Source organism: Rhodococcus sp. M8 (genome assembly GCF_015654185.1).
Lineage (GTDB): Bacteria > Actinomycetota > Actinomycetes > Mycobacteriales > Mycobacteriaceae > Rhodococcus > Rhodococcus aetherivorans.
In genome coordinates, this window is record NZ_CP064065.1 from 893,636 (window position 1) to 908,127 (window position 14,492).

The following is a 14,492-nucleotide window of genomic DNA, read 5'->3' on the forward strand; positions in this document are numbered from 1 at the left end:
CGCAGGCCCGGGTCAGTGCCGCAGTTCGGCACCGACGGCGGCGGACGCCGACGCGACGGCGGCGGCGCGGGCGGCGCTGGCCTCGTCCTCCGTGAGCGTGCGGTCTGCCGCCCGGAACCGCAGCGCGAAGGCGAGCGACTTGCGGCCCTCCCCGACCTGCGCCCCCTCGAACACGTCGAACAGGCGAATGTCCTCGAGCAGCTCGCCGCCACCCGCGCGCAGCGCTTCCTCGACGTCGGCGGCCGGGACCTCCTTGGCCACGACGACGGCGACGTCCTGCAGGACGGCGGGGAACGGGGAGACCTTGGGCGCCGGCAGCGACTCCATGATCGGCAGCGCGTCGAGGTCCAGTTCGAACGCGCACGTGCGGGCGGGCAGGCCGCCGCGCTCGAGCACCGCCGGGTGCAGCTCGCCGGCATGGCCGACGACGACACCGTCGACGAGCAGCTCGGCGCAGCGGCCCGGATGCCAGGGCAGGTACTGCGCCGCGCGGCGCTGCAGCCGCACACCGGCGGCGGCCGCGACGGTCTCCGCCGCGGCGAACGCGTCGGTCGCGTCCGCGGGCCGGCCCGGGCCCCACGGCCCGGCGGGCTCCCGCAGGCCGCACAGCACCGCCCCGACATGGACGGGCTGCGCGGGCAGCGATCCTTCGAGCAGCGCGATCTGCTCGTCGGTGGGACGCCGGTCCACCGGCAGCGGCGGCACGGGCCGGGTGCCGGGTCCGGGCAGGACGACCTGCGCGATCGCATAGAGCGACAGGTCGCGCTGGCCACGGGAGACGTTGCGGGCGAGCACCTCGAGCAGGCCGGGCAGCAGCGTCGTCGCCAGCTCGGGGCGGTCGGCCTCGAGCGGGTTGAGAACCTTGGTGGTGGTGCGGCGCGGGTCGTCGGCGTCGAGACCCCACGTGTCGAACACGTGCGCCGGCAGGAAGACGGGGGCGAGGACCTCGACGTGGCCGTCGGCGGCCAGGGCGCGGCCCACGGCGCGGCGGCGCTTCTGGCTCGGGGTCAGTCCGCGGCCGGCGGGGGCGGCGGGGAGCACGGACGGGATCTGCTCGAGTCCCTCGAGCCGCAGCACCTCCTCCACCAGGTCGGCCGGCTGGCGCAGGTCGGGTCGCCACGTGGGCGGCGTGACCACCAGCTGGCCGTGCCCGTCCGGGCCGACGCCGACCTCGACGCCACATCCGATCTGGGTGAGCCGGCGGGCGGCGGTGCCGGTCGGGTAGGCGACCCCGGCCATGCGGTCGGGCAGGTCGATGTCCATGCGGATCGAGACCGGCTCGACGGGGACCGAGATGTCGGTCAGGACCGGCTCGACGCGGCCACCGGCGATCTCCACGAGCAGCGACGCGGCCCGGTCCAGCGCCGGCAGCGCCACTTCGGGGTCGACGTTGCGCTCGAACCGCTTGCCCGCCTCGCTGACCAGCTTGTGGCGCCGCGCGCTCCGGAACACGGCCAGCGGATCCCAGGTGGCGGCCTCGAGGAGGACGTCGGTGGTGGTGCCGCTCACCTCGGTGGCGACGCCGCCCATGATCCCGGCCAGGGAGATCACCCCGGAGTCGTCGGTGATGACGACGTCCTCGGGGTCGAGGTCGCGTTCGATGCCGTCGAGGGTGGTCAGCTTCTCCCCCGCCCTCGCGCGCCGCACGACGAGCTCACCCTGGAGGGTGGCGGCGTCGAAGGCGTGCAGCGGCTGGCCGAGTTCGAGCAGCACATAGTTGGTCACGTCGACGGCCGGGGAGATCGGGCGGATGCCGGACAGCAGCAGCCGCCGCTGCAGCCACCACGGGGACACGGCCTTGGGGTCGATGCCGGTGACCTTGCGGGCGGCGAAGCGGGTGGCGTCGGTCTCCGGCTCGAGCCGGATCGGGTAGGCCTGGCCGCCGTCGGCCGGATTGGGCACGACGTGCGCGGGGTCGGCGAACTCGAGGTCGAAGCCGCACGCGAGTTCGCGGGTCAGGCCCCGCAGCGAGAAGCAGTAGCCGCGGTCGGGGGTGATGTTCAGCTCGATGACGGTGTCGCCGAGGCCGAGCAGGTCGTTGGCGTCGGTACCCGGTTCGGCGGTGCCCTCCTCTAGGACGAGGATGCCGGAGTGGTCCTTGCCGATGCCGAGCTCGGCGACGGAGCAGATCATCCCGTCGGAGACCCTGCCGTAGGTCTTGCGGGAGGCGATGGCGAAGCCGCCGGGCAGCACCGCGCCGGGCAGCGCGACGACCACGAGGTCGCCCTCGGTGAAGTTGCGGGCGCCGCACACGATGCCGCGCGGGGCGTCTTCGCCCACCTCGACCTGGCAGAAGCGGATGGGCTTCTTGAACTCCGTGAGCTCGGTGATCTCGAGGACGCGGCCGACGACGAGGGGGCCGTCGAGACGCGCGAGGGTGTCGACCTCCTCCACCTCGAGTCCGACCCGGACGAATCCCGCATCGAGTTCCTCGGCGGTGACGTTCCACTCGGGGGTGGCCCGCTGCAGGATCTCGGTCAGCCAGGACTGCGCTACTCGCACTTGTGCTCAGCTCTTTCGGTCGGTTCGGTGGTCGGGTCTCGGGTCGGGCGGCGTCAGCCCTGCACGCCGAAGGGCATGGTGAATCGGACGTCGCCCTCGACGATGTCGCGCATGTCGGAGATGCCGTTGCGGAACTGCAGGGTGCGCTCGAGGCCCATCCCGAACGCGAAGCCGGTGTACTCGTCGGGGTCGATGCCGCTCGCGCGCAGCACGTTGGGGTTGACCATGCCGCAGCCGCCCCATTCGACCCAGCCGGCACCGCCCTTCTTGTTCGGGAACCACACGTCCACCTCGGCGGACGGCTCGGTGAACGGGAAGTAGTTCGGGCGCATCCGGGTTCGGGTCTCGGGTCCGAACAGGGCACGGGCGAACGCGTCCAGGGTGCCGCGCAGGTGGGCCATGGTCAGACCCTTGTCCACGGCCAGGCCTTCGATCTGCGAGAACACCGGGGTGTGGGTGGCGTCGAGCTCGTCGGTGCGGAAGGTGCGGCCGGGGCACACCACGTAGATCGGGATGTCGCGGTGCAGCATGGTGCGCACCTGCACCGGCGAGGTGTGGGTGCGCAGCACCTGCCGTGAGCCCTCCGGCGCGATGTGGAAGGTGTCCTGCATCGTGCGGGCGGGGTGGTCCGGCAGGAAGTTCAGCGCGTCGAAGTTGAAGTGCTCGGTTTCGACCTCGGGGCCCTCGGCCACCTCCCAGCCCATGCCGACGAACACGTCGGCGATCTGGTCGGAGATGATCGTGATCGGGTGCCGCGCGCCGGCGGGCCGGCGGTTGGCGGGCAGGGTGACGTCGATGGCCTCGGCGACGAGGACCGCGGCGTCGCGCTCGGCGAGGAGCTCGGTGCGGCGTTCATCGAAAGCCGCGGTGACCGCGCCGCGGGCCGCGTTGACCCGCTTGCCGGCGTCGGCGCGCTGGTTGCCGGGCAGGCCGCCCAGGGCGCGCTTGGCGAGGGAGACGGGGGCCTTGTCGCCGAGGTGGTCGATCTTGGCCTGCGCGAGCGCGTCGAGGTCGGGGGCGGCGGCGAACGCGGCCAGCGCGGCCTGCGTGGACGCGGCGAGCGACTCCTCGCTCAGGGCGCTCGGATCGACTGCCGGCGGGGTGCCGCCCTCATTCTTGGCCACGACCGGTGCAACTCCTTCTTCGGGCGAACGGTGGGTGTGGTGCCACGTTCGGCGTCGAACGGATCGCGCCAGCGCAGCACCCAAATCCTAGGCGATGGCCGGGCCGCGCTAGGGCACGGCCCTGTCGGCGCGATGCTGCACGCGGGCGCTTGCGTACAGGCAGATCGACGCGGCGGTGGCAAGGTTCAACGATTCGGCGCGGCCGCGGATGGGGATGCGCACCCGGTGGTCGGCCCGCGCCGCGACCGCCGGGTCGAGGCCGTGGGCCTCGTTGCCGAACAGCCACGCCGTGGGGGCGGCGAGCAGCTCGTCGGCCTCGTCGAGATCGACCTCGCCGTCGGCGGCGGTGGCGAGCACCTGGAGTCCGGCGGCGGCGAGCGCGTCGAGGACGGTGCCGGTGTCGCGTTCACGGGCGAGCGGGAGGTGGAACACGCTGCCCGCGGAGGCGCGGACGCACTTGCCGTTATGCGGGTCGACGCTGTCGCCGGCGAGGACCACCGCGTCGGCGCCGACCGCGTCGGCCACGCGGATGACGGTGCCGGCGTTGCCGGGCTCGGCGATCTCGACGGGCACGGCGAGCAGCCGCGGCGGCGGGGTCAGGGCCCGGGCGAGCGGCACGTCGAGCAGATCGCACACGGCGACGATGCCGGGCGGGGTGACGGTGTCCGATAGCCGGGCGGCCGCGCGCTCGGTGACGGTGGAGACCCGCACGTGTCGGCGCCGGGCGGCGTCGAGCAGATCGGGGTAGCGGGCGGCGGCGGCCTCGGTGACGAACACCTCGTGCACGACGGCGGTCGTGAGGGCCTCGCCGACGGAGTTCTCGCCCTCGGCGAGGAAACGGCCGGCCTTGCGGCGGTCGGAGGTGCGCAGGAGTTTGACAGCAGAAACGACCCGTGGGGTGCGCTCGGTGAGCGGGTCCACGGGTCGTTCCTGTGCTGGTCGGTCGTTCAGCGTCGTCTCGGCGTTCGCGCTGCGCTCAGGCGGCGTCGGCCGGCGCGTTGACGTCGGCGGGCAACGCGGCCTTGGCCACGGCGACCAGGCCGGCGAACGCCTCGGCGTCGGAGACGGCGAGCTCGGCGAGGATCTTGCGGTCCACCTCGACACCCGCGGCCTTCAGGCCCTGGATGAAGCGGTTGTAGGTGATGTCGTTGGCGCGGGCAGCGGCGTTGATGCGGCTGATCCACAGCTTGCGGAAGTCACCCTTGCGCGCGCGACGGTCGCGGTAGGCGTAGGTCAGCGAGTGGAGCTGCTGTTCCTTGGCCTTGCGGTACAGACGCGAGCGCTGCCCGCGGTAGCCCTTGGAAGCCTCGAGGATCGAACGGCGCTTCTTCTGGGCGTTGACGGCCCTCTTCACGCGTGCCACTGATATGTCCTGTCAATCTCGGGGGGCAGTCGATCGCCCCCGGGGGTCGGTCGGGGAAAGAAGCTCAGATGCCGAGCATGCGCTTGACGCGCGGGGCGTCGACGTCGGAGACGGCGGCCTTGCCGTCGAGGCGACGCGTCACCCGGGAGGACTTGTGCTCGAGCAGGTGGCGGCGGCCGGCCTTCTGGCGCAGGATCTTTCCGCTGCCGGACACCTTGAATCGCTTCGCGGTGCCGCTGTGGGTCTTCGACTTGGGCATGGAGTCCTCAGTTCGTCGGGGATTTACTCGTGTTCGTCCGGCTTGCGCGCAGCGGCCGGCCGGGCGGTGAGCCCGGTCGACCGGCGGAGCTACGCGGTGCCGTCGCCTGCCGCGGGCTTGTCCGCGGCAGGAGCCGGCCTGGCGACGGAGGCCTGGGCGGTCTCCTGCGCCTTGGCGCGGGTCTTGGCGCCCTTGTGCGGGGCCAGGACCATGGTCATGTTCCGACCGTCCTGCTTGGGGGCGGTCTCGATGAAGCCGAGATCGGCGACGTCGGCGCCGAGGCGCTGCAGCAGCCGGAACCCGAGCTCGGGGCGGGACTGCTCGCGGCCGCGGAACATGATCGTTACCTTGACCTTCGACCCCGCCTCGAGGAAGCGCACCACGTTGCGCTTCTTGGTCTCGTAGTCGTGGTCGTCGATCTTCGGCCGGAGCTTCTGCTCCTTGATCACGGTCAGCTGCTGGTTCTTGCGCGACTCGCGCGCCTTCTGGGCAGCCTCGTACTTGAACTTGCCGTAGTCCATGATCTTGCAGACCGGCGGACGGGCGTCAGGGGCCACCTCGACCAGATCGAGATCGGCTTCGAATGCCAGGCGGAGTGCATCTTCAACACGCACGATTCCGACCTGTTCCCCACCCGGTCCGACGAGTCGGACCTCGGGAACTCGGATGCGTTCGTTGATGCGGGTCTCAGCGCTGATGGGGCCTCCTAGGTAGAGCGGTGCGGTCCGGGTGACCGCGCCGCAGCACATGGGGCCGACTTCCGACGAAAAACCCCGCCGACGGTGCTTGCGCACCGGGCGGGGTCCGAATACCGACCGGCCCGACGGACCCCACGACGCGAAGGCCGTGCGCTCTCGTCCCCCGATCACTCGGGGCGCACGCTCCCCGGATACCCCGGTGGGCGGCGGACCGGACCACTGAGCGAAGGTCATGACCAGGTCATGTGCCGCGCAGAGGTGGGAGTCGGACTCCACTTTGCTGCCCACGCGCAGAGCACGCGGACGGTCGTGACTCACAGCCTAGCAAACTTCGGGCCGTCGATCGAATCGCCGGCCGCGGCCCGACCCGCCCCAGCGGCAGCGAGGCGCGGGTGGGATCGTGGACCCATGACCGACACCCCCGATCCGACCGTGGCCGGTGACGTCCGGCACCTGGGCGAGATCCCGGCCGTCGAGGTGATCAGCCGCGCCGCCGTGATGCTCATGAGTTCCGCCGCCGAGAAGCTCGGCCTGGCCGACGAGGATCCCGAGGCCGGCACCCACCGCGACCTGGACGAGGCGCGCCGGGTGATCACCGCCCTCGCCGGGCTGGTCACCGCGTCCGTGGAGTACCTCGGCCCGCACGCCGGGCCGCTGCGCGAGGGGCTGCAGGCGCTGCAGCGGGCCTTCCGGGAGGCGTCGGCCTACCCGGACGAGCCGGGCAAGGGCCCGGGCGAGAAGTACACCGGCCCGGTCTTCTGACCCGGCCTCGGCCACCCCGGTCTCAGCGCAGCGGCACGCCCGGCTCCTCCCAGGCCCGCAGGCGCCGCAGCAGCGAGTCCTTCTTGCGTTGGTGGTCGGCCATCCGGCCCAGCACGTCGTCGAGGAAGCGCACCGCGTGGTCGACGTACGGGCCCTTGTTGAGCATCACGCACTCGGCCCGGCCCGACGCCGCGGCGTCGGTGATCTCCGCGCGCGACGGCCGGCCGGTCCGGGCGAGGGTGTCGAGGACCTGCGTCGCCCAGATCACCGGGACGTGCGCCGCCTCGCACACCCACAGGATCTCCTCCTGCACCTCGGCCAGCCGGCCGTAACCGGCCTCGACGGCGAGGTCGCCGCGCGCGATCATCACGCCGACCCGCGGCGAGTGCAGGGCCGCGAACAGGATGGACGGCAGGTTCTCGAACCCCGCCACCGTCTCCACCTTGAGGATCACCCCGAGCCGCGCGCCGCCGAGTTCGGCGAGCCGGTCCTGCAGGCGCGCGACGTCGGCGGCACTGCGCACGAAGGACAGGCTGACCGCGTCCGCGTGCGCGACCACGAACGGCAACCGGTCCAGGTCCTCGTCGGTGAGCGCCGGCAGCCGCAGCTCGGTGTCGGGCAGGTTGATGCCCTTGGCCGTCCCCAGCCGGGAGCCGCGCAGATCCGCGTCGGTGATGCGGATCCGCAGCCGCCCCGGAGCGGCCTCCTCGACGATCCCCCCGATCCGGCCGTCGTCGAAGAAGATCCGGTGCCCGATCCGGGTGTCCTCGAACACCCGGGGCAGGGTGCAGCCGATGCGGGGCGGGCGGGCGTCGGGGTCGGCGGGCGTGAGGTCCGGATCCAGGATCAGCTCGTCGCCGACGTGCAGGGTGAGCCGCCGTTCGCGCGGCGGGAGGGCCGCGACGGCGGTGGCGTCGCCGTGCGCGGTCAGCCGGGTGCCGGGCACGAGGTAGGCGGTGTCGGTCAGCTCGGTGCGCACGTCACCGGCGGCGGTGCCGGTGACGACCAGCATGCGCTTGGAGCCGCGGGTGTCGCGGAAGGCGATGCGGTCGCCGGGTCGGCGCCGGGCCAGCCACAACTCGTCGGTGACGGGGACGACGACCTCGCCCGCGGCGGCCGCAGAGCCCGGGCGGGTGAGCCGCACCTGGACGGGTGCGACGGTGCGGCCGAGCGCGTCCCGTTCGGGTTTGGCGTGCACGACCGCGGGACCGGGCGCGACGGGGCCCGTGCGCAGCTTCGGGCCGGCGAGGTCCATGGTGACGGCGACGTGCCGGCCGTGGGCCCGTTCGGCGCGGCGCACGTGGTCGATCATGGCGGCCCACGCGTCCGGGCCGTCGTGCGCGCAGTTGATCCGGACGAGTTCGGCGCCGGCGCCGACGATCCGGTCGACGAGTTCGGCGTCGGTGGCCGCCTCGCTCGGCAGCGTCACCATGATGCGGGTCCGGCGGCCGCCGTGGACGGGACCGAGCAGTGCGGTGGCGTGGCGTTCGAGCAGGCGCTCGCCGGTGACGAAATCGACCGGACAGGGCCGGGCATCGATCTCGGGCAGGTCGGCGAGGCTGCCCACGGCCCGGCGCACCGCGTCGACGGAGGCCAGCACGTGGGCCTCGGCGCGCCCCAGGGACGAGAGCCCCCACGCGGCGAGGTCGGACTGCAGGTCGCGGATGTCCCGGCGCCGCAGGGCGACGTAGTGCGCCAGGTTCTCCGCGCCGGGCCGGTGAGCGGGGTGGGCCTGGGCCCAGCGCTCGTCGGCGTCCGCGGCGGCGACGAGCCCGTCCCGCAGCTCGTCGAGCGCGGCGGCGAGGGCCGCGAGGTCGCCGTGCGCACCGGTCATGCGCCCACCGTAGGGGCGCGGAGTTTCGCGAGGTTTGCGCCCGGTTGAACAATGTCGTTCCGGCAACGACCGTGTCGGTGACCCGCACCGTCGCCTGCATCCCCGAGGATGGGTGTCGTGGGCGCACACGTGATCCTCGTTCCCGGATTCTGGCTCGGCGCATGGGCATGGGAGGCCGTCGCCGAGGACCTGCGGGCGCGGGGGCACAGGGTCGACGCCCTGACTCTGCCCGGGCTCGGGTCCGTCCGGACCGACCGCTCCGGCATCACCCTCGACGACCACGTCGGTGCCGTCGTGGATGCGGTGGCGGGCGGTGCGATCGTCGTCGCGCACAGCGGCGCCGGCCCGGTCGCGTACGCGGCGTCGGACCGGGTCCCGACGGACGTGGCCCGCCTGGTGTACGTCGACTCCGGTCCGCTGCCGGATGCCGCTGCACTGCGACCGGATCTCGATGCCGCCGTGGCGGAGATCCCGCTACCGCCGTGGGCGGAGCTCGAAGCCGACGGCAACAGCCTGCACGGGCTCGACGACGCTGCGCTGCAGCGGTTCCGGGAGCGGGCGGTGCCGCATCCGGCCGGTCCGGCGCGGACTCCGCTCGCCCTGCACGACGACGCCCGCCTGAGGGTGCCGACCACCGTCGTGTGCAGCAGCTTCCCGTCCGGGGCGATCCCGCGGATGGCGCAGTCGGGGCATCCGGTGGCGTCCGAGCTCGGCCGGTTGACCGACGTGGAGTACGTCGACCTGCCGACCGGTCACTGGCCGATGTGGTCCCGTCCCGCCGATCTCGCGGCGGCGATCGATACGGCGACGATCGATACGGCGGGGCGCCGCTGACGCGGTCGCTCGCTACCGGCCCGCGGCGAACAGGTCCTCAACGAACGCTGTGACGTCGTCCAGGGACGCCCGCATCGTCTCCAGGTGGCCGACGGGATACGACCGGAACACGAACCGCTCCCCGGCCGCGGTCAGGTCGGCGACGAGCTTGAACGTGAACGGCGCCGGGGTGACGGTGTCCGTCAGGCCCTGGCCGAGGAACAGTGGACGGTCGTAGCCGCGGGTGGGGATCTCGAGCATGTCGCGGGCGGCCCGGACCAGGGCCGGATCGTCGGTGCGTCGCGCCAGCAGGTCGCCGATCGACAGATCCCCGACCTCGGCCGCCGCCTCCTGGTAGCACAGGTCCTCGAGCCGGGCGAGGACCTCGCGGCCCCGCGGGCTGAGGAAGCGGTCGACGTCGACGTCGGGGCGGGTCGCGCGCATCCCGGCCAGCAGGTAGGCGATGAACACGGTGGTGCCGGTCAGCGGCAGCGGCGGAAGGCGCGGGTCACCGAACGGCACGAGGTGCTCGATGTTCGACGGCACGCCCAGCGCGACGGCGCCGCGGTAGTCGAGCTCGGGTGCGTACCGGGTCGCGAGGGAGGCCGCGACCATCGCGGCTTGACCGCCCTGCGACTGGCCGAGTGCGACCCAGCGCGACCCGAGGGACGGTTCCACTGCCCGCGCGGCGCGCACCATGTCGATCAGGGCGTGGGCCTCCGACGGCCCGTCGAGGTAGGCGTGGAGGCCGGGGGTGCCGAGACCGGGGTAGTCGGTGGCGACGACCGCGTATCCCTGGGCGAGCCAGTGCGCCAGGTATCCGTTGTCGATGCGGCCGTCGACGGTGGGGGCGCACCGGTCCGCGATTCCGACCGCGCCGTGTCCCCACGACACCACCGGCCAGCCGCCGGTGGGCGCGGCGCCCGACGGCACGAAGACCGCGCCGGTGCTCAGGGCCGGCACCCCGCGCGGTCCGGTGGTGCGGTAGGTGAGCACCGACGCGGCGGACGCATCCGGCAGCCACCACTGCCGCGGCAACGGATCGACCCGGACGACGGTGCCCGGCGGGTCCGCCTCGCTGCCTGCGGGCCGGGCCGCCGCAACCCCGGCCGTGAGCAGCATCGCCGTCACGAGCGCGGCGACGATCCCGCGGACACGACCACCGGAGAACGTCCGTGCCACCCCATCCCCCTCGCGGTCCGCGGCGCGTCGGCGCCGAGGTCAGCTCGCGGCCGCCACCTTCCGCGGCGCGCGCTTGCGCGCCGGCTTGCGGGCGGGCGCGGGCTCCTGGGCGACGGACTCGGCGAGCGCCTCGCGCAGGAACGTGCCGGTGTAGCTGCCCTCGACCGCCGCGACGTCCTCGGGCGTGCCCTGCGCGACGACGGTGCCGCCGCCGGAGCCCCCTTCGGGGCCCATGTCGATGATCCAGTCCGCCGTCTTGATCACGTCGAGGTTGTGTTCGATCACGATCACCGTGTTGCCCTTGTCGACGAGCCCGTTGATCACGCCGAGCAGCTTGCGGATGTCCTCGAAGTGCAGACCGGTGGTCGGCTCGTCCAGCACGTACACGGTGCGGCCCGTCGACCGCTTCTGCAGCTCCGCGGCGAGCTTGACGCGCTGCGCCTCGCCCCCCGAGAGGGTCGGGGCTGGCTGGCCCAGGCGCACGTATCCGAGGCCGACGTCGACAAGGGTGCGCAGGTAGCGGTGGATCGAGGTGACCGGCTCGAAGAACTCGGCGGCCTCCTCGATGGGCATGTCCAGCACCTCGGCGATGGTCTTGCCCTTGTAGTGCACCTCGAGGGTCTCGCGGTTGTAGCGGGCCCCGTGGCACACCTCGCACGGCACGTACACGTCGGGCAGGAAGTTCATCTCGATCTTGAGCGTGCCGTCACCCGAGCAGGCCTCGCATCGGCCGCCCTTGACGTTGAACGAGAACCGGCCCGGCTGATAGCCGCGCACCTTCGCCTCGGTGGTCGCGGCGAACAGGGTGCGGATCTTGTCGAACACGCCCGTGTAGGTGGCCGGATTCGACCGCGGGGTACGGCCGATCGGCGACTGGTCCACCTGCACGAGCTTGTCGAGCTGGTCGAGCCCGTTGACGCGGGTGTGCCGGCCGGGCACCTGCCGCGCGCCGTTGAGCTTGTTGGCCATGACCGTCGCGAGAATGTCGTTGACCAGGGTCGACTTGCCGGATCCGGAGACACCGGTGATGGAGGTGAGCACGCCGAGCGGGAAGGCCACGTCGATGCCGCGCAGGTTGTTCTCGCGGGCGCCGACGACGGTGACCTGACGCTTGCGGTCCACCGGCCGGCGCTGCTCCGGCACCTCGATCCGCTGACGTCCGGACAGGTACGCGCCGGTGAGCGACTCGGTGCACTCGAGCAGTTCCTTGTAGGGGCCGGTGTGCACGACGCGACCGCCGTGCTCGCCGGCGTACGGCCCGATGTCGACGACCCAGTCCGACGCGCGGATGGTGTCCTCGTCGTGCTCGACGACGATCAGGGTGTTGCCGAGATCACGCAGCCGCGTGAGGGTTTCGATGAGCCGGCGGTTGTCGCGCTGGTGCAGGCCGATGGACGGCTCGTCCAGGACGTACAGGACACCGACCAGGCCCGAGCCGATCTGGGTGGCGAGGCGGATGCGCTGTGCCTCCCCGCCGGACAGGGTGCCGGCCGCGCGGGACAGGGTGAGGTATTCGAGTCCCACGTCGAGCAGGAACCCGAGACGCGCCTGGATCTCCTTGAGCACCTGCCCTGCGATGGCCTCCTCCCGCGCCCCGAGGGTCAGGGCGTTCAGGAACTCGGCGCACTCGGCGATGGACAGGTCGGAGACCTCGGCGATGGACTTGTGCCCGTGCTCGCCCGCGGCGATCGTCACCGCGAGGATCTCCGGACGCAGCCGCGCGCCCTCGCACGTGGGGCACGGGATCTCCCGCATGTACCCGTCGTAGCGTTCCTTCATCTGCTCGGACTCGGTCTGTTCGAGCCGGCGGTGCAGGAACGGCATCACGCCCTCGAACTCGGCGTAATACGACCGTGTCCGGCCGTACCGGTTCTTGTAGCGGACGTGGACCTGTTCCGGGCTGCCCTCGAGGATGGCCTTGCGGGCCTTGGCCGGCAGCTTGTTCCACGGGGTGGACATCTCGAAGCCCATGATGTCGGCGAGCCCGGACAGCAGCCGGGTGAAGTACTCGGAGGTCTGCCCCATCGACCAGGGCGCGATCGCACCGTCCTCGAGGCTGAGTTCCGGGTCCGGCACGACGAGCTCCGGGTCGACCTCCTTGCGGATGCCGAGGCCGGTGCATTCGGGGCAGGCGCCGTACGGGGAGTTGAACGAGAAGGACCGGGGTTCGAGTTCGTCGATGGACAGGGGGTGCCCGTTCGGGCAGGCGAGCGTCTCGGAGAAGCGACGCTCGCGGTCGGCGGCGTTCTCGTCCCGGTCCACGAAGTCGAGGACGACGATGCCCTCCGCCAGGCGCAGCGCGGTCTCGATCGAATCGGTGAGCCGCTGCTTGGCGCTCGCCTTGACCGCGAGGCGGTCGACGACCACCTCGATGTCGTGTTTCTCCTGCTTCTTCAGCTTCGGCGGATCGGTGAGGGGATAGACCACTCCGTCGACCCGCACGCGGGCGTACCCCTGCACGGTCAGCTGCTCGAACAGGTCGACGAATTCCCCCTTGCGGGTGCGCACGACCGGGGCGAGCACCTGGAACCGGGTGCCCTGCTCCATGTCGAGGACCTGGTCGACGATCTGCTGCGGCGTCTGCCGGGCGATCTGCTCCCCGCACTGCGGGCAGTGCGCCGTGCCTGCGCGGGCGTAGAGCAGGCGCAGATAGTCGTAGACCTCGGTGATGGTGCCCACCGTCGAGCGCGGGTTCCGGTTGGTGGACTTCTGGTCGATGGACACCGCCGGCGACAGGCCCTCGATGAAGTCGACGTCGGGTTTGTCCATCTGGCCGAGGAACTGGCGCGCGTAGGCGGACAGCGACTCGACGTAACGGCGCTGCCCCTCGGCGAAGATCGTGTCGAACGCCAGGCTCGACTTGCCCGACCCGGACAGGCCGGTGAAGACGATCAGGCTGTCACGCGGCAGGTCCAGGTCGATCCCCCGCAGGTTGTGCTCCCGCGCGCCACGCACGATCAGGCGATCCGCCACGCCACGTCCCTCCTCGTCGGATCCCCTGGACGGTCGGATCCGGTCGCATCTCGATTCACCGACGTCACGTCGCGCAACTCGGCCCTGGACCATGGTAGGCGCGCCCACCGACACGTTCCGGTTCCCGACCGCCGCGCACGCGGGCGACGGGCCTCGGCGGTAACGTGCCTCACATGTCGCAGCAGCCCTTGGTCATCGACGACGACTACACCGGCGAGGTCACCCCCGGCGGTCCCGCGCAGCGCCGCACCGTGCCCGGCGCGACCATCGTCAAGATGTCCGTCGGACCCATGGACAACAACACGTACCTGGTCACGGATTCCGCCACCGGCAGATCTGTGTTCCTCGATGCAGCGAACGAGCCGGAGTTGCTGACCCGGTTCCTCGCCGAGCACGCCCCGAAACTCGAGCTGATCGTCACGACCCACCAGCACTGGGACCACTGGCAGGGCCTCGAGGCGGTCGCGGCGTCGACCGGGGTTCCCACGGCGGCGCACCCGCTCGACGCCGAGCAGCTCCCGGTCACGCCCGATCGGTTGCTCATGGAAGGCGACACCGTCGCCGTCGGCGAGCTCGGTCTCGAGGTGATCCACCTGTCCGGGCACACCCCCGGCTCGATCGCGCTGGTCCTCACCGAGGCCGGCACCGGACGGCACCACATCTTCACCGGTGACTCCCTCTTCCCCGGCGGCCTGGGCAAGACCGCGGACGCCGAGAAGTTCACCTCGCTGTACGACGACGTCGACACCAAGCTCTTCGGCCGCTTCGGTGACGACACGGTGATCTACCCCGGCCACGGCAAGGACACCACCCTCGGCGCCGAGCGCCCGCACCTCGCGGAGTGGCGCGAGCGCGGCTGGTGACCGGGTGGCTGCGGGAGGCCGCCGTTCTCACGCGGCGCGTTCGCGCAGCTGCGACGGCGGCAGCTCGATGGCCGGGGCCGGTGTCCACTGCGCAGACCGCTTCCCGGCGGTCACCGGGA

The 14,492-nt window shown here is 72.2% G+C and carries 12 protein-coding genes; 3 read left to right on the forward strand and 9 right to left on the reverse strand.

The features are described 5' to 3' along the window. Positions 1–12: 12 nt before the first annotated feature. From pheT to infC, 6 genes are all read right to left on the reverse strand, one after another. Complete coding sequence (gene pheT / locus ISO16_RS04020; RefSeq protein ID WP_072635339.1) at positions 13–2,502, reverse strand: phenylalanine--tRNA ligase subunit beta; 2,490 nt, start codon at positions 2,500–2,502, stop codon at positions 13–15. 53 nt (positions 2,503–2,555) lie between these two features. Then, entirely contained in the window at positions 2,556–3,626 is a 1,071-nt protein-coding gene (gene pheS / locus ISO16_RS04025; protein ID WP_006936501.1) for a phenylalanine--tRNA ligase subunit alpha, read from the reverse strand. Between the two features lie 108 nt (positions 3,627–3,734). Then, on the reverse strand, positions 3,735–4,547 hold the full coding sequence (locus ISO16_RS04030; protein WP_072635340.1) for a TrmH family RNA methyltransferase: 813 nt from the start codon (positions 4,545–4,547) through the stop codon (positions 3,735–3,737). 55 nt (positions 4,548–4,602) lie between these two features. Then, entirely contained in the window at positions 4,603–4,989 is a 387-nt protein-coding gene (rplT, locus tag ISO16_RS04035) for a 50S ribosomal protein L20 (protein ID WP_003937964.1), read from the reverse strand. A gap of 64 nt (positions 4,990–5,053) precedes the next feature. After that, a complete protein-coding gene (rpmI, locus tag ISO16_RS04040) occupies positions 5,054–5,248 on the reverse strand; it encodes a 50S ribosomal protein L35 (RefSeq protein ID WP_006936506.1) in 195 nt (64 codons plus the stop codon). Positions 5,249–5,337: 89 nt separating this feature from the next. Beyond that, entirely contained in the window at positions 5,338–5,997 is a 660-nt protein-coding gene (infC, locus tag ISO16_RS04045; protein WP_029543898.1) for a translation initiation factor IF-3, read from the reverse strand. A 357-nt stretch (positions 5,998–6,354) separates the two neighbouring features. On the opposite strand from infC, the gene ISO16_RS04050 reads away from it, so the two are divergent. After that, positions 6,355–6,708, forward strand: a complete 354-nt coding sequence (locus ISO16_RS04050; protein WP_006936509.1) for a DUF1844 domain-containing protein — start codon at positions 6,355–6,357, stop codon at positions 6,706–6,708. Positions 6,709–6,730: 22 nt separating this feature from the next. On the opposite strand, the gene ISO16_RS04055 is transcribed toward ISO16_RS04050, so the two are convergent. Next, positions 6,731–8,542, reverse strand: a complete 1,812-nt coding sequence (locus ISO16_RS04055; RefSeq protein WP_072635341.1) for a pyruvate kinase — start codon at positions 8,540–8,542, stop codon at positions 6,731–6,733. Between the two features lie 117 nt (positions 8,543–8,659). Here ISO16_RS04055 and ISO16_RS04060 point away from each other — a divergent pair, with 117 nt between their 5' ends. Beyond that, positions 8,660–9,376: an alpha/beta fold hydrolase gene (locus tag ISO16_RS04060; RefSeq protein WP_006936513.1), complete on the forward strand. Its 717-nt coding sequence runs from the start codon at positions 8,660–8,662 to the stop codon at positions 9,374–9,376. 12 nt (positions 9,377–9,388) lie between these two features. Here ISO16_RS04060 and ISO16_RS04065 read toward each other — a convergent pair whose 3' ends face one another. Both ISO16_RS04065 and uvrA read right to left on the reverse strand, forming a co-directional pair. Then, positions 9,389–10,537 carry a lipase family protein gene (locus ISO16_RS04065; RefSeq protein ID WP_442800808.1) on the reverse strand — a complete coding sequence of 383 codons (1,149 nt, stop codon included), beginning with the start codon at positions 10,535–10,537 and terminating at the stop codon, positions 9,389–9,391. 39 nt (positions 10,538–10,576) lie between these two features. Beyond that, positions 10,577–13,510 (reverse strand): excinuclease ABC subunit UvrA, encoded by a 2,934-nt coding sequence (gene uvrA, locus ISO16_RS04070; RefSeq protein ID WP_006936517.1) that lies wholly within the window; start codon positions 13,508–13,510, stop codon positions 10,577–10,579. Between the two features lie 173 nt (positions 13,511–13,683). On the opposite strand from uvrA, the gene ISO16_RS04075 reads away from it, so the two are divergent. Further along, positions 13,684–14,373: an MBL fold metallo-hydrolase gene (locus ISO16_RS04075; RefSeq protein ID WP_072635342.1), complete on the forward strand. Its 690-nt coding sequence runs from the start codon at positions 13,684–13,686 to the stop codon at positions 14,371–14,373. Positions 14,374–14,492 lie beyond the last annotated feature (119 nt).

Bases quoted from the DNA above. Each gene is read 5' to 3' on its own strand.
- rpmI (WP_006936506.1), bottom strand. From the start codon at position 5,248: ATGCCCAAGTCGAAGACCCACAGCGGCACCGCGAAGCGATTCAAGGTG.
- infC (WP_029543898.1), bottom strand. From the start codon at position 5,997: ATGTGCTGCGGCGCGGTCACCCGGACCGCACCGCTCTACCTAGGAGGC.
- ISO16_RS04050 (WP_006936509.1), top strand. From the start codon at position 6,355: ATGACCGACACCCCCGATCCGACCGTGGCCGGTGACGTCCGGCACCTG.
- ISO16_RS04055 (WP_072635341.1), bottom strand. From the start codon at position 8,542: ATGACCGGTGCGCACGGCGACCTCGCGGCCCTCGCCGCCGCGCTCGAC.
- ISO16_RS04075 (WP_072635342.1), top strand. From the start codon at position 13,684: ATGTCGCAGCAGCCCTTGGTCATCGACGACGACTACACCGGCGAGGTC.